This is a genomic window from Chloroflexota bacterium (assembly GCA_015478725.1).
Taxonomy (GTDB): domain Bacteria; phylum Chloroflexota; class Limnocylindria; order Limnocylindrales; family CSP1-4; genus C-114.
Genome location: JADMIG010000010.1, coordinates 51,366 through 74,033, shown reverse-complemented (window position 1 = coordinate 74,033; position 22,668 = coordinate 51,366). Strand labels below are relative to the sequence as shown.

Here is a 22,668-nt window from a genome sequence, read left to right as displayed (position 1 = left end):
CTGACTATCCGACGAGATCGATGCTCGCGAGGCTCGCGAGCATGGTCTTGCGCCCGACGCCGGGATCGCCGAAGGCGACCGTCACCTCCTCGTCGGCCCGGGTGAGCTTCGAGGTGACGACGATCCCGTCGCCGAATCGTGGATGGCGCACCCGGTCGCCGTCCCGGAACCGTCGTTCACCCGGAACCGCCGGTCGCGCGGGTCGGACGGGCGGACGCTCGGGTGCATCGACCCGCCGGATCGGGAGCTCGTCCGCGTGGGCGAGCTCCGCAGCCCGGGCGTCGTCCGCCGACGGCTCGTCGTCCCAGGCGCCGATCCTCCGGCCGCCCTGGCCACCGGTCGGAGGGCGGAGGCTTCCCGACGGCGCCCCGGCAGCGAACGCGGCCCGTCGCGCGGCAAGGTCCCGAGTCGGCTGGAACGCGCCGTCGATCGGCGCACCCGGACGGCCGCTCCCTTCGCGGAACGCGGCACCCCCGGGCCTGGCCGCGCCGCTCGCTCGTCCACCGCCGGGCCGTTGACCGCCGACCAGTCGGCCGCCCCGCCGACCGAAGACGAGATCGAGGTCGAGCGGTCCGGCCGAACCACCCGCGTCGACGAGGAGCGGACCCTCCATGAGCTCGGCCGGGATCTCGACGAGGAACCGCGACGGGATCGAGAGCTGACCCATCCCGCGGAACATGCGACGCGACGCATGGGTGAGATGCAGTCGCCGTTTCGCCCGCGTGATCCCGACATATGCGAGCCGCCGCTCCTCCTCCATCGGGCCCAGGCGCGGCGGCATCTCCCGCTCCGCGTCGATCGCGCGGCTCGTCGGGAAGACGCCTTCCTCGAGTCCGGCGATGAAGACGACTGGGAACTCGAGTCCCTTCGCCGCATGGAGGGTGATGAGGGTCACCGCGTCCGCCTCGCCCTCGTAGCTGTCCTGGTCGGCGACGAGTGCCGTCTCCTCGAGGAGCCGATCGAGGGCGTCCTCCGGTGTGAGGTCGTCGTAGCGCGTCGCCACGGACCGCAGCTCGAGGAGGTTCGCCCATCGTTCCTCCCCGTCCTCGGAGCCGTCGGCGAGCATCGCCCGGTAGCCGGACGCCTCGAGGACGTCGTCGAGGAGCTCGGGCAGCGGCAGGACGCCGATCCGTGCCCGGAGGCGGCGGATGAGGATCGCGAAGTCCGTGATGGCGTTCCGCGCCCGCGGGGCGAGGTCGGCGAGTCCGTGCTCGCCCGCGATCGCCGCCTCGATCGCGCCCCAGCTCGAGAGTCCGCCCCGCGTGGCGGCGGTCCGGAGCGCCTCGAGCGTTCGCTCGCCGATGGAGCGGCCCGGCACGTTGATGATCCGCTCGAAGCTCACGACGTCCGTGTCCGAACGGAGGATGCGCAGGTACGCCAGGGCGTCCTTGACTTCGCGGCGCTGATAGAAGCGCGTCCCGCCGACGATCTGGTAACGGATCCCGTAGCGCAGGAACGCCTCCTCGATGGCTCGGGACTGGGCGTTCATGCGGTACATGACGGCGATGTCCTTCGGGCGAAGGTCGGCGTCGTCGCGCTCGGCCCGTCGGGTGAGGATCGATCCGCCGCCGCCGAGCTCCTCGATCCGGCGGGCGATCCATTCCGCCTCGTCGTCCTCGTCGTACGCCTCGTAGCGACGGATCGGCCGTCCCGACTCGTTCGCGGTCCAGAGCTTCTTGTCCGTGCGGGCCGTGTTCCGCGAGACGACGGCGTGCGCCGCGTCGAGGATGAGCTGGGTGCTCCGGTAGTTCTGTTCGAGCTTGACGACCGTCGCGTCGGGGTAGTCCCGCTCGAAGTCGAGGATGTTCCTGATGTCGGCGCCACGCCAGCCGTAGATGCTCTGATCGTCGTCACCCACGACCGTCAGGTTCCGACTGCGCGCGGCGAGTGCCTTGATCCACAGGTACTGCGGTCGGTTCGTATCCTGGTACTCGTCCACGTGGAGGTAGCGCCAGCGGTCCTGATAGTGAGCGAGGACCTCCGGGGCGCCCTCGAACAGCCGCACCGCGGCGAGCAGGAGGTCGTCGAAGTCGAGGCCGCCGGCGGCCCGCAGCCGCTCATCGTAGCGGGCGGCGAGCCGGGCGACGGCGATCCGCCCGCCGGTGATCGGGATCGTGTCGTCGATCTCGCTCGGGTCGACCATCTCGTTCTTCGCCCGGCTGATCCGCGAGAGGATCGGCGCCGGTCGGGTCGGCCCCTTCGGCTCGATCCCCTCCTCGACGAGGATCCGTTTCATGAGCGCCTGCTGGTCCTCTGTGTCGTAGACGACGAAGTCGCGGCGGATCCCGATCGCGGCCCCATCGCGCCGGAGGACACGGGCGCAGAGAGCGTGGAAGGTCCCGGCCTGGACGTCCTTCCCCACCGTCTCCCCGAGCAGCGCGACGATCCGCTCGCGAAGCTCGCCCGCGGCCCGGTTCGTGAAGGTGACGGCGAGGATCTGCCATGGCCGGACGCCGTGGACCCCGACGAGGTAGGCGACGCGATGGGCGAGGACCCGCGTCTTCCCCGACCCGGCGCCGGCGAGGATGAGGAGCGGACCGTCCGTCGTCGTGACGGCGCGGGCCTGCTCCGGGTTGAGGTTCGCGACCATCCGTTCCGCGAGGGCGCTCGTCGCCGCGGCGCGCGCAATCGGATCGAGGGGGGCACCCTCGGTCGTCGGCGCCCCGAGGGGCACATCGTCGCGAAACCGCGCCGGCTCCTGCGGTGCGCGCCACGCCGGGTCGAGGTCCTCCCAGGGGCCGTCGCCGAAGCCGTCGGCGTCTGCCGTTGCGTCCGGCGCGGCCGGCGGCGGTGGTGGTTGTCCGGTCGTCTCTGGGCTCACCGGCCGATTGTATCGGCGGGTGAGCCTCCGAGCCTCGACGCTCCGGTCAGGAGCCCGAAGTGTCGATCTGGTCCGCCGGGGGTGCGGTGATGGTCACGGTGCCGTTGACGTTCGAGAGGACGAGTGTCAGGGTCAGCGAGCCCTGGCTCCCACCGTTGACCGAGGCGACGATCTTTGCCGGGATGAGATCCGCCTTCTGGACCCAGACATCCACCGCGGCCGTTCCGCTCACGCCCGTCCCGAGCGGCATCCCGGCTGCGGCGAGGTCGGCAGGCGCGATCGACAGGCTCACCTTGTAGCACTGCTGCGAACCGCACTGCTCGTCGGGATTCTTCACCGGCGGCGTCGAGAGCTTGTCGAGCGCAGCCTTGACGTCGGCGAGGATCTGCTGCGGATCGGTGGGCACGCCCGACGGGAGCGCCCCACCCGAGTCGAGCGGAGCGAACGACGCGAGCGCCGCGCTCGTCGTCGATTTCTTGTACTTCGGTCCGATCAGGCTCACTTTCGTGTAGGTGTCGTTGCCGATGACGATGACGTCGGCAGAGACGCCGAGGAGGGCCGGGACCGAGACCGACAGGTGGAGGTCCTTGTTCGCGAGGTCGATGTCCGCGTCCGCTTTCGTGCCGGACAGATCGATCGACGTCGGCGTCCCGCTCCCCGTCACATCGCCGGTGAACGATCCGGACACGTCGAGGTGCAGGTGGGCGGTCTTCATGCCCTGGAGCGCGGCGATCGACTTGGTGAGGATGTCCTTGGGATCCGTGAGCGCCGGAGCCGAGGACGTGCACGCCGCGAGGACGAGAGCGGTGACCGCCACGAGGGCGGCGAGGCGTCGAAGCACGATTGATACCTCCATCGCGCCGGCTGTTCTGGCCGGCGGCCCGCTCAGCCTGACCGCGAGACGGACCCCCTGTCAACGTACCGGTCGTACCGGAGGTCAGGTTGGCCGTTCTCGCGTGGTCTCCAAGCAGACGCCGAAATCCCCGCCGTCCGGAGCGAGCGGGCGCGGCTGGCGAGCTGGCAGCGCGAGAGCCGGGGCATCCACGGATGGATGACCCGGCTCTCATCTGTCGCCTGAGCGTGCGACCGTCGAGGGCGGTCCCCGGCGGACGCTGACGGACTAGAAGTCCATGTCCCCGCCGCCGTGGCCGTGACCGCCGCCACCGCCGGCCGCGTCCTTCTTCTCCGGGATGTCCGTGATGAGCGTCTCCGTCGTGAGGACCATCGCGGCGATGGAGGCGGCGTTCTGGAGCGCCGAGCGGGTCACCTTGGCGGCGTCCACGATGCCCTTCTTGAACATGTCGCCGTACTCGCCCTTGAGGGCGTCGAAGCCGTGGCCGATCTTGGCCTTGCGGACCTGCTCCACGACGACCTCGCCGCGCGCGCCGGCGTTGTCGGCGATCTGGCGGGCCGGCGCCTCGAGCGCCTTGCGGACGATATCTACGCCGACCTGCTCGTCTCCTTCCAGCTTGAGCTTGTCGAGCGCCGGGATGGCCTGGAGGAGGGTCGTGCCGCCGCCGGCGACGAGACCTTCCTCGACGGCCGCGCGGGTCGTCGAGAGGGCATCCTCGATGCGGTGCTTCTTCTCCTTGAGCTCGACCTCGGTCGCGGCACCGACCTTGATGACGGCGACGCCACCGGCCAGCTTGGCGAGGCGCTCCTGGAGCTTCTCCTTGTCGTAGTCCGAGGTCGTGTCCTCGATCTGCGCCTTGATCTGGCTCATCCGGGCCTTGATCTGGTCCGGTGCGCCGGCGCCGTCGACGATCGTCGTGTCGTCCTTCGTGGCGACGACGCGACGGGCCTCGCCGAAGTCCTCGAGCCCGACGCTGTCGAGCTTGCGACCGATCTCCTCGCTGATGACCGTGCCGCCGGTGAGGATGGCGATGTCGCGGAGCATCTCCTTGCGCCGGTCGCCAAAGCCCGGGGCCTTGACCGCGAGAACCTGGACGGTCCCCCGGAGCTTGTTGACGACGAGAGTCGCGAGCGCCTCACCGTCGATGTCCTCGGCGATGATGACGACCGGCTTGCCCTGCTGGACGACCTTCTCGAGGGCCGGGAGCATGTCCTGGACGCTCGAGATCTTCTTGTCCGTGATGAGGATCCTGGGGTTCTCGAGGACCGCCTCCATGCGATCGGCGTTGGTGACGAAGTACGCCGAGATGTAGCCTCGGTCGAACTGCATCCCCTCCGTGTATTCCTTCTCGAGGCCCAGGCTCTGGCCCTCCTCGACGGTGATGACGCCGTCCTTGCCGACCTTGTCCATCACCTCGGCGATGATCTCGCCGACCTCGGGATCGGCGGCGCTGATCGCGGCGACCGCCGCGATCTGCTCGCGGTTGTCGACCGGGCGGGACTGCTTCTTGATCTCCGCGACGATCGCCTCGACCGCCTTCTCGATGCCGCGCTTGACGACCATCGGGTTGGCCCCGGCCGTGACGACCCGAAGGCCCTCGGCGACCATCGCCTGGCCGAGGACGACCGCAGTCGTCGTGCCGTCGCCGGCGACGTCATCCGTCTTGGTCGCGACTTCCTTGAGGAGCTGCGCGCCCATGTTCTGGAAGGGATCCTCGAGCTCGATATCACGAGCGATCGTCACGCCGTCGTTCGTGATCGTCGGCGAGCCGAACTTCTTGTCGAGGACGACGTTGCGGCCCTTGGGGCCGATCGTGACGCGGACCGCGTCGGCGAGCCGGTCGATGCCCGTCTTGAGCTGACGACGAGCGGACTCGTCGAAGATGAGCTGCTTGGCCATGGGGTTCTCGGATCCCTCCGTGGTGGTTCTGGGGTGAGCGCCGTGCGCGAGGGTCAGCCCTCGACGATGGCGAGGATGTCCTTCTGGCTGACGATGAGGAGGTCCTCGCCGTCGACCTTGAATTCGGTCCCGGCGTACTTCGCGTAGAGGACCTTGTCGCCCTTCTTCACGTCGATCTGCTCGCGCTTGCCGTCGTCGAGGATGCGGCCGGGGCCGACGGCGAGGACGACGCCCTCCTGGGGCTTCTCCTTCGCGGTGTCCGGCAGGACGATGCCGCTCTTCGTCATCTCTTCGCGGGCCGTCGGCTGGATGACCACGCGGTCGCCGAGTGGTCGGAGCTTCTTCGTGGTGGCGGTGGCCAAGGTGCGATCCCTCCTTCGAACGGCGGCATCCGCCGTCCTGGACGATGGGGCGTGACGGTGGTGCTCCGTCGAACGCCCCGGTTCACCGAGCGTGTCGAGGCCATCCGGGGTGCCGCTCCGACCCCGCCGCCGGCGCACCGTCGACCATCGGAGGTGGGCGATCGCCCGTTTAGCACTCTCCATGGGAGAGTGCCAGCATGCTAGCCGAGGCGCTCGGCCGGTGTCAACTCTCGCCCTTCGGCAGGACGGCGGCGCGGCGCGAGTTGACCGGCGGACGCCTCCGGAACGTCGCGTCGTAGGCGTCGATGAGTCGATCCCCGAACGGCACCGGGTCCTCGCCGCGTCGATCGGCGGCCCAGACGGCGGTGATGCCGACATGCTCCGGAGCATTGCGCCGGCGCGGCGCCCCGGGCGGCGACAGGAACGGCGAGTCCGTCTCGACGAGCAGTCGATCGGTCGGGACGAGTCGCACCACATCCGCGCTCGACTCCTCGCCCGCCCGGAAGACGAGGCCCGAGAAGCTCACCGCACAGCCGAGCTCGAGCATCCTCGCCGCATAGTCGAGCGGGCCGGAGAAGCTGTGGACGATCGCCGGCGGTCGACCCGCGAACGCGGCGATGGTCGCCGGATCGGCGAACCCCGCGCGCTCCAGCTCCGCGACGAGCGTGTCCTGCGCATCGCGGCGACCAGCTCCGGACCGGCAATGGAGGATCGCCGGCTTGCCGGTCGCCAGGGCGAGGGCGAGATTGCGGCGGAGGTTCGACCGTTGGGCGTCGATCGGGCTGAAGACCCGATCGAAGTCGAGGCCGGTCTCGCCGATCGCCACGACCCGCGCATCGGCCGCCAGTTCCACGATCCGGTCCCAGGTTGCCGGTGCGACGGCCGATGCCTCGTGCGGGTGGATCCCCACGGCCGCGTCGAGCCACGGAATGCGCTCGACCAGCTCCAGCGCTCGCTCGGACGAGTCGAGATCCCAGCCGGGGACGAGGATCCGTTCCACGCCGGCGCTGCGGGCGGCGCCGACGACGAGATCGACGTCGCCGCTGAACCGGTCCGCCTGGACGTGACAGTGCGTGTCGATGAGCCGCATCGGGACGATCGGACCCCGTCGCCTGGAGCGTTCAGCCGGCGGCGGTCTCGGGATCGAGCCGCGGGAAGAGCGGCATCGCTGTCCCGACCCGTCCGGCGACGGCGAGATGGGCTCCCCAGCGAAGCTCGTCGCCGAGCGCCGGCCCACCATTCCCGTCCGCGCCGTACGGGTAGTCGAAGCCGATCTGGGCGAGCGCCCGAGGAGCGGTCGCCGGAAGGAACGGCGCAGCGGCGAGGGCCATGAGGCGGCAGGCTTCGACGAGGTCGCCGAGCACGCCCCGCAGCCGGCTGCTTGCCCCCGCGTCGCCCGCGCTCGCCGCCTTGTGGAGATCCCAGGGCTTCTCGAGATCGACGAGCCGGTTCGCCGCGCCGCCGAACTCCCAGAGCGACGCGAGCGCTTCGTGGAGGAGGCAGCGCTCGAGCCGATCGGCGTACGCGCCGGCGGCGGTCGCCCAGGCGGACACGAGCGTGCCATCGCCGGTCGGCGCCGGACGCTCGCCGCCGAGATAGCGGTTCACCATGCTCACCGTCCGGTTCAGGAGGTTCCCGAAGTCGTTCGCAAGGTCGGCGTTGTAGCGGCGGACGAACGAATCCCACGACACCTCCGTGTCGCGATCGAAGGCCACCTCGCGGAGCGTGGTGTATCGCGCCCCGTCCGCGCCGAACGCCGCCACGACCGCGGCGGGATCGAGGAAGTTGCCGCGGCTCTTGCTCATCCGCTCACCATCGGCGCTGAGCAGCCAGCCGTGGACCCAGACACGGCGCGGAGCTTCAAGGCCCGCGCTCCACAGCATCGCCGGCCAGAAGATCGTGTGGAAGCGAGCGATGTCCTTTCCGATGATCTGCAGGTCGGCCGGCCACCATCGTTCGAACGACGCCGGGTCGTCGGGGAACCCGGCACCGGTGATGTAGTTGATGAGCGCGTCGTACCAGACGTAGATCGTGCCGGCCTCGAGGTCCCAGCTCCCGTCCTCGCGCTGGGCGGTCTGCCCGTCCTCCCCGATGGGGAACGGGATCCCCCAGCCGGCGCCCGCCCGGCTGATCGAGAAGTCCTCGAGCCCGCCACGGATGAAGCCGAGCATCTCGTTCCGCCGATAGGCGGGCTGGACGAACTCCGGGTGCTCCGCGTAGTGACGTTCGAGGCGCTCCTGGTAGGCGGACAACCGGAAGAACCAGTTCCGCTCCGTCAGCCATTGGAGCGGAACGTCCGGATGGTTCGGGCAGATCGTCCCGCGGGCCGTCTCCTGGACGTCACTCGCGTTCCGGAATCCCTCGTTCGGGCAGTACCAGCCCTCGTAGGTGCCGAGGTAGACGTCGCCGTTCGCGTGCGCCCGGCGGACCATCTCCTGGGCCGCGCGGACGTGGTCCGGATCGGTCGTCCGGATGAACCGGTCCGCGGCGATCGAGAGGGCGGCCTCTGCCGTCTCGAACTGGGCGACCTTCTCGTCGACGAAGGCCCGGGGGCTCCGGCCCTCCGCTGCCGCCTGTTCGGCGATGTTCACCGAGTGCTCGTCCGTCCCGGTGAGGAACCGCGTGTCGTCACCGAGCATCCGATGCCAGCGCGCGACGACGTCCGCTCCGATCACCTCGTACAGGGTGTGGAGACCGGGCCGGTTGTTCGCGTAGGCGATGGCCGTGGTGACGTAGAAGCGGCGGCGTTCGGCGGACATGGGAGAGCGATGGTAGCAGGGGCGCCCTGCGCTCCCGGGTCCGATCCCGCGCGCTCGCGGGGCCCTCGTCCGTCAGGTCGAGGTCGGCCCCGGTCCGTCTGCCGGGTCGCCGGGTGCGAGCGTCGGCGCCTCGGTCGGCGCCGCCGACGACGCGTCCGGTCCCGCGGTCGCTTCACCGGCCTCCCCGGGTCGGCGGAGATCCGTCGCGATCTCACGACCGCGCGCGGCGAGCCGCTGGCCGACGTCGGAGGTGGCGACGGCCGCCCGCTGGGCGATCGGCCCGGCCGCGTCGCCCGCCTTCGCGGCGAGCTCGGCCGCCTTCGCACCGATCTCGCGGAGCGTCGGCGCCGCCGCCGTCGCAAGGTCGTCGATCATCGACTGGAGCTGGCCCATCCATCGAGCGTGCCGGTCGTCGCGCGCTCCCGCGGGCGGCTCGCCAGCGTTCGAGTCCTGCGGTCCGTTCATCGGTCCGGTCATCGTCCACCTCCGTGGGGTGCTGTATCGGGACCTGCAAGTCTACGCCGGACCGCCGATCCGGCCCGAGCGCCGGATGACCAGAACCGTCAATGCCGGAAGTGGCGGACGCCGGTGGTCAGCATCGTCGCGCCGACCGCATCGACGGCGGCGATCACCTCGCTGTCGCGGACCGAGCCGCCGGGCTGGACGATCGCCGCGACGCCGGCATCGAGGAGGATCAGGGCGCCATCCGGGAACGGAAAGAACGCGTCGGACGCGGCCGCGGCGCCGTCGAGCGCGTCGGCCCCGGCGAACGTACGTGCCTTATCGACCGCGATCCTCGCCGCGTCGAGCCTCGAGGTCTGACCGCTGCCGACGCCGATGAGCCGCCCGTCCCTGACGACGACGATCGCGTTGCTCAGTGCGCCACGGACGAGCCGCCAGGCGAGGTCGAGATCCCGCCGCTCGGCGGCGGTCGGGGGACGGCGCGTGGCGACCGTCCACGAGGCCGGATCGTCAGGTTCGCTGTCCGCCGCGCTGACGAGGATCGCGCCCCCGGCACTCCGGATCGCCCCGAACGGCGACGGGCCGGAATCGCGATCGGCAGCGCGAGCAGGGTCGTCCGCCGCGTCGAGGGCGGGATCGAGCACGAGCCGCAGGTTCGGTCGCTCGGCGAGCAGCGCCCGCGCCGCCGGATCGAAGGACGGCGCGACGACGACCTCGAGGAAGATCTCGCGAAGCGCCGCGGCCGTCGCCCCGTCCACGGTCCGGGTGAGGGCAACGACGCCTCCGAACGCGGAGACGGGATCGCCGGCGAGCGCATCGTGCCAGGCCGCCCCGAGCGTCCCGCGTTCCGCGGCGCCGCACGGGGTGAGGTGCTTGACGACGACCGCGGCCGGTCCCCGGAGGGTGCGGGCGATCGTCGCGGCGGCCGAGGCATCGAGGACGTTGTTGTAGCTGAGCGGCTTGCCCTGGACGGGCGGCCGATCCGTCGCGAAGGGACCGTCGCGATCCGTCGCGCCCGGCCGCCGGTAGCGCGCCGCCGGTTGGTGCGGATTCTCGCCGTAGCGAAGCGTCTCGACCTTCTCGAGGGCCACCGTGAGCAGCGGCGGATACGGATCCGCGGCTCCGGGCGTCCCCGGCTCGTCTGGCTCGATGATCCCGGCCGCGGCCAGCCGGCTCGGCAGCTCGGCGGCGACGCGGGAGTCGTATGCTGCAGTGAGGCGGAATGCCTCGATGGCGAGCGCCGCCCGAATAGCCGCCGGGATAGCCCCGTCGGCGTCCAGCGCTGCCACCACCGCGGGATACCGCGCGGGCGAGACGACGACCGCGACCGACGCCTGGTTCTTGGCCGCCGCCCGGATGAGCGACGGTCCGCCGATGTCGATCTCCTCGATGAGCTCGTCGATCGTCGTCCCGGGACGTTCGGCAGCCGCGGCGAACGGGTACAGGTTGACGACGACCACCTCGAACGCGTCGATCCCCGCGGCACGGAGCGCCGCACGATGGTCCGGGCGGCGCCGATCGGCGAGGATCCCGGCATGGATCCGCGGGTGGAGCGTCTTGACCCGGCCATCGAGCATCTCCGGGAAGCCCGTCACGGCCGCCACGTCGATCACGGCCAGACCGGCGTCGCGGAGGGCGCGGGCGGTGCCGCCGGTCGAGACGAGCTCGAACCGGTGGCGGACGAGCGCGCCGGCGAACGCGACGAGTCCCGTCTTGTCGCTCACCGAGAGGAGCGCCCGGCGCGGCGGCCGGTCGCCGCCGCCGAGCGCCGCCGCCACGACCCGCGGCAGGAGTCGATGCTCGACCGCGTGGAGGCGGTCGAGGAGGCTCGCCTCGTCGTCACCGTCGAGGATCGCCAGCGCCTCCTGGGCGACGATCGGCCCCCCATCGAGCGTCGCATCGACGCGATGGACGGTGACCCCCGTCACCCGGACGCCGTGACGGAGGGCGTCCCGGACGGCATGGGCGCCCGGAAACGCCGGCAGGAGGGAGGGATGGACGTTGAGGATCCGGCCGGCATACGCCTCGAGCGTCAGCCGCCCGACGATCCGGAGGTAGCCCGCGAGGACGACGACGTCGGGGGTCGCGCCGTCGAGCGCGTCGCGGACGGCCCCGTCCGGACCACCCGCCACGAGCGCCGTGTCGATCCCCTCCGCTGCCGCCCAGGCGAGCGCCGGGCACCGTCGGTCGGCAACCACGAGGACGATCCGGCCGCCGCCGAGCGCCCCCCGCCGCTCGGCCTCGACGAGCGCCCGCAGATTGCTCCCCGCGCCGCTCACGGCGACGGCGATCCGGCCACCGGAGCTGGCCACGAGCGGCGCCGTCATCCGAGTGGTCCCTCCACGTACCGGACGCCGTCGAGGGACGCTCCGGCGACGACCTCCCCGACGACCCACGACCCGATGCCGGATCGGGCGAGCGACGCGATCGCCGCCCGCGCCGCCGTCGGGGCGACGATCGCGATCATGCCGAGCCCGCCGTTGAAGGTCGCCCGGAGCTCAGGCTCGTCGAGACCGCCGAGCCTGCCAATGAGCCGCATCGCCGACGGCATCGGCCAGCGCGACGGGTCGAGGCGGACGCCGAGACCCGTCGGGACGGCGCGTGGCGCGTTGCCCGGCAGCCCGCCGCCCGTGATGTGGGCGACGCCGCGGAGGCCGCCGAACCCCGCAAGGGCGTCGCCGAGGTCGAGGATCGCGGCGCTGTAGATCGTCGTCGGCGTGAGGAGGACATCCCCGAGGGTCCGCTCCGCCCGGACCGCGGGGATGCCGGTGTCCTGGACGGCGGAGGTGACTGCCACGTCCGTGGCGATGCCGAGCGCGACGTCCGCGGCGAGCGTCGCGTCGGTCGCGTCGTCACCGAGGACCCGCTCGAGCGTCTCGCGATACGACGCCCGGAGGTCGAGACCGTGGGCGTCCACGACGGACCGCACGAGCGAGAAGCCGTTCGCGTGGAGGCCGGAGGCAGCGAGGCCGACGATCACGTCGCCCTCCGCCGCCGAACGACCGTCGATGAGCTCGTCCCGCTCGACCACCCCGACACAGCAGCCGGCGAGATCGAACGTGTCCGCCGCCATGAGACCCGGATGCTCCGCCGTCTCACCGCCGACGAGCGCGCACCCGGCGTCGCGACAGCCGGCCGCCACCCCACCGACGAGCTCCGCGACGATCGTCGGGTCGAGCCGGCCGACGGCGATGTAGTCGAGGAGGAACAGCGGCCTCGCGCCCGAGCACACGACATCGTCCGCGATCGCCGCGACGAGATCACGGCCGATCGTGTCGTAGCGGCCCAGGCGGCTGGCGATCGCCGTCTTCGTCCCGACACCGTCGGTCGACGAGACGAGGAGCGGCTCGCGATATCCGGCCGGGATCGCGACGGCCGCGCCGAAGCCGCCGATCCCGCCGACGACCTCCGGTCGTCGGGTCGACGCGACGTGGGCCGCCATGAGCGCGACCGCCCGATCGCCGGCGGCCACGTCGACGCCGGCCCGACCATAGGCGGGTCGTGGAGCGGCGCCCTTGCCGTCCTCAGCCACCGACCTCGACCGACGCCTCCTCGAGCACGAACTTGCGGCGGGCCGCGTCGTATGGCACCGGCTCCGGGTACCGCCCGTCGAAGCAGGCGAAGCAGAACTGCTCGTATGGCAGGTCGAGGGCGGCGAGGACGCCGCCGATCGAGAGGTAGCCGAGCGAATCCGCACCGATGAACGCCCGGATCTCCTCGAGCGACCGCGAGCCGGCGATGAGCTCGGTCTCGATCTGCGTGTCGATCCCGTAGAAGCATGGGTGGAAGATGGGCGGTGCGCTGATCCGCACGTGGACCTCGGTCGCGCCGGCGCGGCGGAGGATCTCGACGATCTGCCTGGTCGTCGTGCCCCGCACGATCGAGTCGTCGACGACGGTGAGGCGCCGGCCCCGCACGACCTCCCGAAGCGGGTTGAGCTTGATCGTGACGCCCCGCTGGCGCATCGTCTGCGACGGCTGGATGAAGCTCCGTCCGGTGTAGCGATTGCGGACGAGACCCTCCCGATACGGGATCCCGATCGCCTCGGCGAAGCCGGCGGCCGCGGGGGCGCCGGTGTCGGGGACCGGCATGACGAGATCCGTCTCGGTCGGATGCTCGCGGGCCAGCTCCATCCCCATCCGCCGCCGGACCTCGTAGAGGTTGCGGCCCTCCATGTACGAGTCGGGCCGGGCGAAGTAGATGAGCTCGAACACGCAGAGGGCGGGGTCGGCCGGCGCGAAGCGGACCGATCGCGGCAGCCGTCCCTCCTCGAGGATGACCAGCTCGCCCGGCTCGACGTCCCGGACGTACTCGGCGCCGACGATGTCGAGGCCCGCCGTCTCGGACGACAGGCACCAGCCGTCCGCGGTCGCGGCGTCGGGCCACAGGCCGCGACCCAGGCCCGCCTCGTCGGGCGCCGGCAGCCGGCCGAGGACGAGGGGCCGGAAGCCGTGCGGATCGCGGACGCCGATGACGCGCCGCTCGTCGAGCACGACGAGGCTGTACGCGCCGCGGACCGTCGGCAGGACCCGGCACAGCGCATCGACCGTGTCCGCGGCGGGCTCGTCGGCGAGGAGCGCCGTGAGCAGCTCCGTGTCGGTCGAGGCCGGCAGCCGTGTCCGACCGCCGCGGAGGCGCCCGAGCAGCTCCCGGGTGTTGACGAGGTTGCCGTTGTGGCCGATGGCGAGCGCCCGACGAGGACCGAGGCGGAGGGTCGGCTGGGCGTTCTCCCAGACCGTCGACCCGGTCGTCGAATAGCGGCAGTGGGCGATCGCAAGGCGGCCACGGAGCGACGGCAGGCGGCGCTCGTCGAGGACGCTCGAGATGAGGCCGAGGTCCTTGTAGAGCATGAGCTGCTCGCCGTCGCTGACGGCCAGCCCGGCCGATTCCTGGCCCCGGTGCTGGAGGGCGAAGAGGCCGAGGGCGGCGACCGAGCCTGCCTCCGTCCCGGTCGTGCCGAACGACGCCGGGAGCACCGCGCCGAAGACGCCGCACATGTCAGGCCTCCATCCCGAGCGCTCGCCCGAGTCCATGGTCCCACGCGTGGCGGAGGTCGATGAGTCCGACGTCGAGCGCATCGGCGACACCCGAACCCCGCTCCTCCGCGGCGCCGGTGGCGCCATGTCCGGCGAGTTCGATCACGAGCCGCTCGCCGCCGACGGCGCCGATCTCCCTGACCGGCAGCCCGAACCGTCCGGCGAGGAGGATGAGGGCAGGAGCGTGACCCGGCGAGCAGCCGAGGACGAGTCGCGACGGGCTCTCGCCGAACAGCTCCACCGCCGGAGAGCCGGCGACGGGGATACGGACCGACGCCCCGACGTCGCCCCACATGGCGGCTTCTGCGAGGGCGACGGCGAGGCCACCGCCGGACACGTCCTGGGCGGAGGCGACGAGACACTGTTCCACTGCCTCCCGGACGAACGCCTGCGTCGCCGCTTCCCGGGCGAGATCGATCGTCGGCGGGCCGTCCTCCGAGGCGACGCCGGCGAGGGCCGCATAGGCACTCCCGACGAGGCCCGGGACCGCCGAGCCGATGAGGACGATGCGGTCGCCAACGGCGACGAACGCCGGGCCGACCCGCCGGGCGACATCCTGGAGAAGCCCGACGACCCCGATCTCCGGCGTGGGCGCGATCGCCCCGGCCGGCGACTCGTTGTAGAGCGAGACGTTCCCCCCGGTGACCGGCAGATCCAGCGCCCGGCACGCGTCGCCGACGCCGCGGACCGCCTCGCTCAGCTGCCAGAACGCCTCGGCCCGCGTCGGATCCCCGTAGTTGAGGCAGTTCGTCACGCCGAGCGGCCGTGCGCCGGTGATCGACACGTTGCGGGTCGCCTCGGCGACGCTGAGGACGGCCCCGAGCCACGGATCGACGAGCCCGACGCCGTGGTTCCCATCCGTCGTGGCGACGAGCGCCTTCGTCGTCCCCTTGATCCGGAGCACCGCCGCACCGTGCCCCGGGCCGACGACCGTGTTCGTCTGGACCGTCGAGTCGTACTGCTCGGTCACCCAGCGTCGCGAGGCGAGGTTGGGCGAACCGAGGAGGGCGAGGAGGACCGCCCCGGGGTCCATCCCCCGCTCCGGCAGACCGTCGTCCGCCGCCTCGATGAGTCCGGGGGCCGGGGCCGCCCGCCGTCGGGGCGGTGGCGCGGCGAGCCGGGAGTGGACGATCGCTCCGGATGCGAGCGCATGCGCGGGCACGTCGGCGAGGACCCGGGCGCCCTCACGCGGCCTGCCCGCCCCGTCCAGCCCGCCCTCGACGACGACGAGCGCGCCGTCCGGCGTCACCCGGCCGACTTCCGCGACCGGCAGCCCCCAGCGTTCGCAGACCCCCCGGACGGCCGCGTAGCGTTCCGGTCGGACGACGGCGCACATCCGTTCCTGGCTCTCGGAGATCATCACCTCGAACGGCGCCATCCCCGGCTCCCGCCGGGGGATCGCGTCGAGGTCGACGGCGATGCCGGTCCCGCCGGCGTCCGCGAGCTCCGACGTCGCGCACGTGATGCCGCCGGCGCCGAGATCCTGGAGCCCCTCGACGAGGCCCGCCTCGATGAGCTCGAGGCTCGCCTCGATGAGGAGCTTCTCGGCGAACGGATCGCCGACCTGGACGGCCGGTCGTCGAGACGGATCGGCGTCCGTGAACGTCGCGCTCGCGAGGACGGACGCGCCACCGATGCCGTCGCGGCCGGTCGCCGATCCGAAGAGGACCACGAGGTCGCCGGGACGGGCCGCCCGAGCGCGCGTGAGACGGGCGATGTCGAGGACCCCGATGGCCATCACGTTGACGAGAGGATTGCCGGCATAGCTCGGATCGAAGACGAGCTCGCCGCCGACGGTCGGGACACCGACGCAGTTGCCGTACCCACCGACGCCGCGGACGACGCCGTCGACGAGATGGCGGGTTCGCGCCTCGGCCGGGTCGCCGAAGCGGAGGGCATCGAGGACGGCGATCGGCCGCGCCCCCATCGTGAAGATATCGCGGAGGATCCCGCCGACGCCGGTCGCCGCCCCCTGGTACGGCTCGACCGCGCTCGGGTGATTGTGCGACTCGATCTTGAAGGCGACGCCCATCCCGTCGCCGATGTCGACGACGCCGGCGTTGTCGCCCGGTCCGGCGACGATGCCCGGCCCGCCGGTCGGCAGGGTCCGCAGGAGCGGTCGCGAGCTCTTGTAGCTGCAGTGCTCGCTCCACATGACGCTGAACATCGCGAGCTCGAGCTCGTTCGGATCACGCCCGATGCGCTCGCGGATCGCCTCGAGCTCCTCGTCCGTGAGGCCGAGCGTCCGGTGCAGCGGCTCGGCCGCCGAGGCGATTGTCATCGGGCGCCCACGGCGACCGCCGCACCGGACGCTCGTTCGGCCGCCGCCTCGACGAGGGACCGCAGGAGGAGCCGACCGTCATCCGAGCCGAGGACCGCCTCCGTGGCGCGCTCCGGGTGCGGCATGAGGCCGGCGACGTTGCCGTTCGGGGCGACGACGCCGGCGATCGCGCGGAGCGAGCCGTTCGGATTCGCCTCCCGGTCATCCGCGGCGACGGCTCGTCCGTCGGCGGTCGCATACCGGAAGAGGACGCCGCCGGCCGCCTCGATCGCGTCAAGCGACGCCTCGTCCGCGAAATACGCCCCCTCGCCGTGGGCGATCGGGAGGCGGAGCGGCCGGCGATCCGGGAGGGCGCGGGTGAACGGCGTGTCGAGGCGCTCCGGCACGACGTGGACGTCCCGTCCGAGGAAGCGCAGGCCGCGATTGCGGAGCAGGGCTCCCGGCACGAGGCCCGCCTCCGCGAGGACCTGGAAGCCGTTGCAGATGCCGAGGACGAGGCCGCCGCCGGACGCGAAGGCGGCCACGCTCCGCATGACCGGGCTGAATCGGGCGATGACGCCGGCGCGGAGGTAGTCGCCATAGGCGAAGCCACCCGGCAGGACGACCGCCGCCGCACCGCCGAGGTCGACGGACTCGTGCCACAGGGGCACGGCTTCCGCCCCGACGATCGTGAGGGCGTGGAGCGTGTCGGCGTCGCAGTTGCTGCCCGGGAAGACGACGACCCCGATCCGCACGGTCATCGACCGGCCTCGGCGAGCGGAGCGATCGCGCCGAGCAGCTCGATCGCGTATGCCTCGATGAGCGGATTCGCGAGGAGTTCGCCGGCGAGCCGATCGACCGTCCGCCGCGCGTCGTCCTCGGTGTCCGCCTCGACGGTGAGCTCCACCCGCCGCCCCACCCGGATCTCCGAGATCCCGGCGAGCCCGAGGTGGACGAGGCTGCCCTCCACCGCCCGACCCTGGGGATCGAGGATCCCCGCTCGCGGGACGACGTTGACGGCGAAGCGGTAGCGAATCGGCACGGTCATGGGGCGATCACGTCCTCCCTCAGATATCGTCCGAAGCTCGCGCCCGTGATTCGCTCGAAGGCGGCGACGTAGCGGGCCCGGGTGCCGGCCACGACCTCCGGCGGAAGATCGGGGCCCGGCGCGGTCCGGGCCCAGCCGGTCGCATCGAGCCAGTCCCGCACGTACTGCTTGTCGAAGCTCGCCTGCGGGCGGCCCGCCTCGTACGTCGCGGCGTCCCAGAACCGCGACGAGTCCGGGGTGAGGACCTCGTCGGCGAGGACGAGCTCACCGGTCGCCGCATCCAGGCCGAACTCGAACTTCGTGTCGGCGACGAGGATGCCGCCACGCGCTGCGACGGCGGCAGTGCGGCGGTACAGCGCGATGGCGGTGGCTCGCACCTGCTCGGCGAGCTCGCCGGCCGCCCGGTCGCCGCCGAGGAGACTCACCATGGCGTCGAACGGGATGTTCTCGTCGTGGGTGCCGGGGAGTGCCTTGGTGGACGGTGTGAGGATCGGCTCCGGGAGTCGCTCGCTCTCGCGGAGCCCGGCCGGCAAGCGGATCCCGCACAGCTCGCCGGTCGCCCGATACGCGGCCCAGCCGCTCCCGGCGAGATAGCCCCGCACGATGACCTCGACCGGCAGGATCTCGACCTCCTGACAGACCATGATCCGGCCCCGCAGCGCGTCGGCTGACGCGAGACCTTCGGGAAGGACCGCCGGATCGGTCGCGACGAGATGGTTCGGCACGATCGGAGCCGTCTCCGCAAACCAGAACCGGGAGAGGCCGGTGAGGACGCGACCCTTATCCGCGATCGGCGTCGGCAGGACGACGTCGAAGGCGGACAGCCGGTCGGAGGCGACGAGGAGGAGGCGACCGTCGCCGAGCCGGTAGAGGTCGCGAACCTTGCCGGAGCGGACGAATCGCTCAGCGAGCGACATCGGTCGAAGCCTCCAGGCGGTCCAGGCGGGCAATGATCGCCGGCACGTGCCGCAGGGTCGTCGCTTCGTCGAAGCACGCGTCGAGCGTCGCGAGCGGGAGTCGGCCGGCGACGGCTGGATCGAGCGCCAGGAGATCGCGGAGGGGCCGGCGCTCGTCGGCCGCTCGGATCGCCGCCGCCTGGACGATCGCGTACGCCTCCTCGCGGGAGCGCCCGCCGGACTCCACGAGGGCGAGGAGGACGCGACCGCTCGCATGGAGCCCGAGACCCCGTTCGATGTTCTCCCGCATCCGGTCGGCCCGGACGACGAGGCCGTCCACCAGGCCGGCCATCTTCACGAGCAGATAGTCGAGGACGATCGTCGCGTCGGGGAGGATGACGCGCTCCGCCGAGCTGTGGCTGATGTCCCGCTCGTGCCACAGCGGCTGGTCCTCGAACGCGGTCTGGGCGTAGCCGCGGAGCAGCCTGGCGAGGCCCGCCACCCGCTCGCTGAGGATCGGGTTCCGCTTGTGCGGCATCGCGCTCGAACCCTTCTGACCCGACCGGAACGGTTCCTGGACCTCGCCGATCTCCGTGTGCTGGAGGTTGCGGATCTCCGTCGCGAACCGCTCGAGGGATCCGCCGAGGATGGCGATCGCGGCAAGGAGCGCGGCGTGGCGGTCGCGCTGCACGATCTGGGTGCTCACCGGATCGGCATGCAGACCGAGGGCGGCGAGGACCTCCGCCTCGACGTCGGGATCGAGGTGGCTGTACGTCCCGACGGGACCGCTGATCTTCCCGGTCCCGATCTCGTCCACCGCGGCCGCCAGGCGGCGTCGACCCCGGTCGACCTCGAAGGCCCAGCCGGCGAGCTTCGCCCCGAACGTCGTCGGTTCGGCGTGGACGCTGTGGGTCCGTCCCATGATCGTCGTCCCCGCCTCGGCACGGGCCCGCCGGACGAGCACCCGGACGAGTGCGTCGCAGTCGGCGAGAAGACGGTCGCCGGCCGCCCGAAGCTGGAGCGCGAGCGCCGTGTCCACGACATCGCTGCTCGTGAGCCCGAGGTGAAGATAGCGACCTGCCGGCCCGACGGTCTCCGCGACGGCGCTGACGAAGGCGATGACGTCGTGATCGGTGATCCGCTCGATCTCGGCGATGCGGGACGGATCCACGCGCGCCCGGCCCTCGATGGCGGCGAGCGCCTCGGCCGGGACGAGGCCCCGTCCCGCCTCCGCCCGAGCGACGGCGATCTCCACCCTGAGCATCGCCGCGAAGCGAGCCTCGTCCGTCCAGATCGCGCCCATCTCGGGGAGCGTGTAGCGCGGGATCATCGGCCGCCTCCGGCCGCGACGGGGGCCATGTGGAGCTGTCGATCCGCGTCCACCGGGAGCCCGATGTCATGGCGACGCTGGAGGCCCGCGAACGCGATCGCGCCGGTCGCCCGTTCGGCGACAGCGCGGGCCGCCGCGAGATCCGGTCCTCGGCCGACGACGGTGACGATTCGACCGCCGTGGGTGACGAAACCACCGTCACCCGTGCGGCGGGTTCCGGCGTGGAAGACGATGCCACCGAGCACCGCTGCCTCCTCCAGCCCGGAGATCGCGTCGCCATCGGCAGAACCTGCGGGATAGTCCCGGCCGGCGAGGACGATCGCGACGGTCGCGCCGGGCAGCGCCGGGACGATGGGCCGGTCGTCGATCGTCGGCGGGAGGGCACCGGCGGCGGCGGCCCGGAGGAGCGGCCCGAGCGGGACGGCCAGCCGCGGCACGATCGCCTCCGTCTCCGGATCGCCGAAGCGGGCGTTGCATTCGAGGAGCGCCGGGCCTTCGACGGTGAGGATGAGGCCGGCGTACAGGGCGCCACGGAACGGCGTCCCGCGACGGGCGAGCTCGGCGAGGATCGGCCGGTGGACCGTCGCGAGGATCCGCTCGACGTCCGAAGCCGAGAGATCGGGGAGCGGCGAATACGCGCCCATGCCGCCGGTGTTCGGTCCGTCATCCCCGTCGCCCAGCCGCTTGTGGTCGCGGGCCGCCGGCAGCCCGAGCGCGGTGCGGCCGTCGCACAGGGCGATGACGCTCGCCTCGGGTCCGTCGAGGCGCTCCTCGACGAGCACGACCTGACCCGGAGCGGCGAAGAGCGCGTCGAGCCGGTCGGCGGCGGCCGCACGGTCCGCCTCGTGCGGACCGAAGACCGCCACGCCCTTGCCCGCGGCAAGGCCGTCCTCCTTGAGGACGTAGCCACGGCCATCGCCACGGAGCGCCTCGACGGCGGCTCCGGCCTCGGCGCGCGAGCGGGCCACGACGGCCGACGCCATCCGGACCCCGGCGGCCGCGGCGATCTCGTGGCAGAACGACTTCGACGTCTCGATCCGGGCGGCGGCCGCCGTCGGGCCGAAGGCGAGGACGCCGGCCGCCTCGAGGGCGTCCACGAGCCCGTCCGCGAGCGGCTCCTCGGGGCCGACGACGACGAGCTCGATCGCCTCGCGGCGGGCGAGTCCGACGACGGCCTGCCGCGCGTCGGTCGTCGGCAGGGCGACGCAGCGGACCCGGGGTTCGGCCGCCATCGCGTCATTTCCGGGGGCCACGACGACCTCGTTCACCCCCGGCTCCGCGGCGAGCTTCCAGGCCAGGGCATGCTCGCGCGCGCCACCGCCGACGATGAGGATCCGGGTCGGCATGACGGGCAGCGCCATCGTCGCGGTCAGCTCACCGGCCCGACAGGCCGGCCGGCGCCAAACAGCGCGGCGGATCGGCGCATCGGTCGCCATGCCCGTTCGATCGTCTGCGTCCGCTCGGGGCCGACGGAGACGAGGACGATCGGCACGCCGGCGTGCTCCTCGAGCGCCGCGACATAGCGGCGGGCGGGCTCGGGCAGATCGGCGAGCGCACGGACGTCGTGGAGCGGCTCCGGCCAGCCGGGGAAGGTCTCGTACACGGGGCGCGCCCGGGCGAGGACATCGGCCGACGTCGGCCAGGCGTCCACCCGCTCACCGTCGATCTCATAGGCGACACATAGCCGGATCGCGTCGAGGCCGGACAGGATGTCGAGCTTGTTGAGCATGATCGCGCTCACCGAGTTGACCTCCACCGCGTAGTGGAGCGGCACCGCGTCGAACCAGCCGACCCGTCGACGGCGCCCGGTCGTGGTGCCGACCTCGCGACCGCGCTCGGCGATGCCGTCGCCGGTCGCGTCTGCCAGCTCCGTCGGGAACGGACCGGCCCCGACCCGTGTCGAGTACGCCTTCATGACGCCGATGACCTCGTCGACCTGGAGGGGCCCGATGCCGCCACCGGTGCACGCCCCGCCGGCGATCGGGCTCGAAGAGGTGACGAACGGATAGCTCCCGTGGTCGAGATCGAGGAGCGTGCCCTGGGCGCCTTCGAGGAGGACGTGTTCGCCGCGGCGGAGCGCGTCCTGGACGAGACGCGTCGTGTCGGCCATGTGCGGCTGCAGGCGCCTGCCCCAGGCGGCGGCCGCCGCGACGAGGGGTTCGAGCTCGAAGCGCGGCGCATCAGGGGCCGTCCCGAGGAGCAGGTTCTTGTCCGGCAGGACTCGCTCGAGCTTGTGTCGGAGCACCCCCTCGTCGAGGAGGTCCTCCATGCGCAGCCCGATCCGGGCCGCGCGATCGGCATAGGCCGGGCCGATCCCGCGATGCGTCGTGCCGACCGCCTCGCCGCCGAGCCGGGCCTCCGACAGGCGGTCGAGCGCCGGATGGTACGGCATGATGACGTGGGCGCTGCGGCTCACCCGGACCTGCGAGACGTCGATCCCCCGGGCGGCGAGTCCGTCGAGCTCGCCGATGAGCGTCGCCGGATTCACGACGACGCCGGGCCCGATGACGCAGGCGATGTGCGGGTAGAGGACCCCCGACGGGACGAGGTGGAGCTTGAAGACCTCGTCACCGAGCACGATCGTGTGACCGGCGTTGTCGCCGCCCTGGTAGCGGACGGTCATCGCCACCTGCTCGGCGAGGAAGTCGGTCGTCTTGCCCTTCCCCTCGTCGCCCCACTGGAGGCCGACGATGACGGTGGCCGGCATCAGCGGGCCAACGAAAAGGCCCCGGCCGTTCGGCTCGGGACCTGGGTAGACTGCCCCCTCGAGTCGCCGTCCGTGCGGCGCTGCGGCTCGTCGGCGGTGCGCGTCCGTCTCACGGGGCGGACGTGGCGCATCGGGCGATCGTCGTTCTCCTCCGTCGCGGGCGGACCCGCAGGCATCGATGACCCGCGGAGTATACCAGCGCCGAACGGCGCACCCGCCAGCCGCGCATTCGCCA

General features: G+C 72.2%; 17 protein-coding genes. All 17 read right to left on the bottom strand.

Features of this window, described 5'->3' with window-relative positions:
* Positions 1-4 precede the first annotated feature (4 nt).
* On the bottom strand, positions 5-2,821 hold the full coding sequence (locus tag IVW53_08625) for a UvrD-helicase domain-containing protein (GenBank protein ID MBF6605628.1): 2,817 nt from the start codon (positions 2,819-2,821) through the stop codon (positions 5-7).
* A 46-nt stretch (positions 2,822-2,867) separates the two neighbouring features.
* Entirely contained in the window at positions 2,868-3,662 is a 795-nt protein-coding gene (locus tag IVW53_08620) for a hypothetical protein (protein ID MBF6605627.1), read from the bottom strand.
* Positions 3,663-3,941: 279 nt separating this feature from the next.
* On the bottom strand, positions 3,942-5,573 hold the full coding sequence (gene groL, locus IVW53_08615) for a chaperonin GroEL (protein MBF6605626.1): 1,632 nt from the start codon (positions 5,571-5,573) through the stop codon (positions 3,942-3,944).
* Positions 5,574-5,626: 53 nt separating this feature from the next.
* The gene (gene groES / locus IVW53_08610) at positions 5,627-6,118 is read right to left on the bottom strand and encodes a co-chaperone GroES (GenBank protein ID MBF6605625.1); all 492 of its coding nucleotides are present in this window, start codon (positions 6,116-6,118) and stop codon (positions 5,627-5,629) included.
* A gap of 40 nt (positions 6,119-6,158) precedes the next feature.
* Positions 6,159-7,025: a TatD family hydrolase gene (locus IVW53_08605; protein ID MBF6605624.1), complete on the bottom strand. Its 867-nt coding sequence runs from the start codon at positions 7,023-7,025 to the stop codon at positions 6,159-6,161.
* 31 nt (positions 7,026-7,056) lie between these two features.
* Positions 7,057-8,694 (bottom strand): methionine--tRNA ligase, encoded by a 1,638-nt coding sequence (locus tag IVW53_08600; GenBank protein ID MBF6605623.1) that lies wholly within the window; start codon positions 8,692-8,694, stop codon positions 7,057-7,059.
* 72 nt (positions 8,695-8,766) lie between these two features.
* The gene (locus IVW53_08595; GenBank protein ID MBF6605622.1) at positions 8,767-9,171 is read right to left on the bottom strand and encodes a hypothetical protein; all 405 of its coding nucleotides are present in this window, start codon (positions 9,169-9,171) and stop codon (positions 8,767-8,769) included.
* Positions 9,172-9,257: 86 nt separating this feature from the next.
* Complete coding sequence (gene purH, locus IVW53_08590; GenBank protein MBF6605621.1) at positions 9,258-11,483, bottom strand: bifunctional phosphoribosylaminoimidazolecarboxamide formyltransferase/IMP cyclohydrolase; 2,226 nt, start codon at positions 11,481-11,483, stop codon at positions 9,258-9,260.
* Positions 11,480-12,688, bottom strand: a complete 1,209-nt coding sequence (locus IVW53_08585; protein ID MBF6605620.1) for a phosphoribosylformylglycinamidine cyclo-ligase — start codon at positions 12,686-12,688, stop codon at positions 11,480-11,482. The genes purH and IVW53_08585 overlap by 4 nt, the downstream gene beginning before the upstream one ends.
* The gene (gene purF / locus IVW53_08580; protein ID MBF6605619.1) at positions 12,681-14,189 is read right to left on the bottom strand and encodes an amidophosphoribosyltransferase; all 1,509 of its coding nucleotides are present in this window, start codon (positions 14,187-14,189) and stop codon (positions 12,681-12,683) included. The genes IVW53_08585 and purF overlap by 8 nt, the downstream gene beginning before the upstream one ends.
* A complete protein-coding gene (gene purL, locus IVW53_08575; protein ID MBF6605618.1) occupies positions 14,155-16,473 on the bottom strand; it encodes a phosphoribosylformylglycinamidine synthase subunit PurL in 2,319 nt (772 codons plus the stop codon). Before purL ends, purF begins: the two co-directional genes overlap by 35 nt.
* Positions 16,470-17,213 (bottom strand): phosphoribosylformylglycinamidine synthase subunit PurQ, encoded by a 744-nt coding sequence (purQ, locus tag IVW53_08570; GenBank protein ID MBF6605617.1) that lies wholly within the window; start codon positions 17,211-17,213, stop codon positions 16,470-16,472. Before purQ ends, purL begins: the two co-directional genes overlap by 4 nt.
* The gene (purS, locus tag IVW53_08565) at positions 17,210-17,500 is read right to left on the bottom strand and encodes a phosphoribosylformylglycinamidine synthase subunit PurS (protein ID MBF6605616.1); all 291 of its coding nucleotides are present in this window, start codon (positions 17,498-17,500) and stop codon (positions 17,210-17,212) included. Before purS ends, purQ begins: the two co-directional genes overlap by 4 nt.
* Positions 17,497-18,417: a phosphoribosylaminoimidazolesuccinocarboxamide synthase gene (locus tag IVW53_08560; GenBank protein ID MBF6605615.1), complete on the bottom strand. Its 921-nt coding sequence runs from the start codon at positions 18,415-18,417 to the stop codon at positions 17,497-17,499. The genes purS and IVW53_08560 overlap by 4 nt, the downstream gene beginning before the upstream one ends.
* The gene (locus IVW53_08555; GenBank protein ID MBF6605614.1) at positions 18,404-19,726 is read right to left on the bottom strand and encodes an adenylosuccinate lyase; all 1,323 of its coding nucleotides are present in this window, start codon (positions 19,724-19,726) and stop codon (positions 18,404-18,406) included. Before IVW53_08555 ends, IVW53_08560 begins: the two co-directional genes overlap by 14 nt.
* Complete coding sequence (gene purD / locus IVW53_08550) at positions 19,723-21,162, bottom strand: phosphoribosylamine--glycine ligase (protein ID MBF6605613.1); 1,440 nt, start codon at positions 21,160-21,162, stop codon at positions 19,723-19,725. The genes IVW53_08555 and purD overlap by 4 nt, the downstream gene beginning before the upstream one ends.
* Entirely contained in the window at positions 21,096-22,433 is a 1,338-nt protein-coding gene (locus IVW53_08545; protein MBF6605612.1) for an adenylosuccinate synthase, read from the bottom strand. Before IVW53_08545 ends, purD begins: the two co-directional genes overlap by 67 nt.
* Positions 22,434-22,668: the final 235 nt, after the last annotated feature.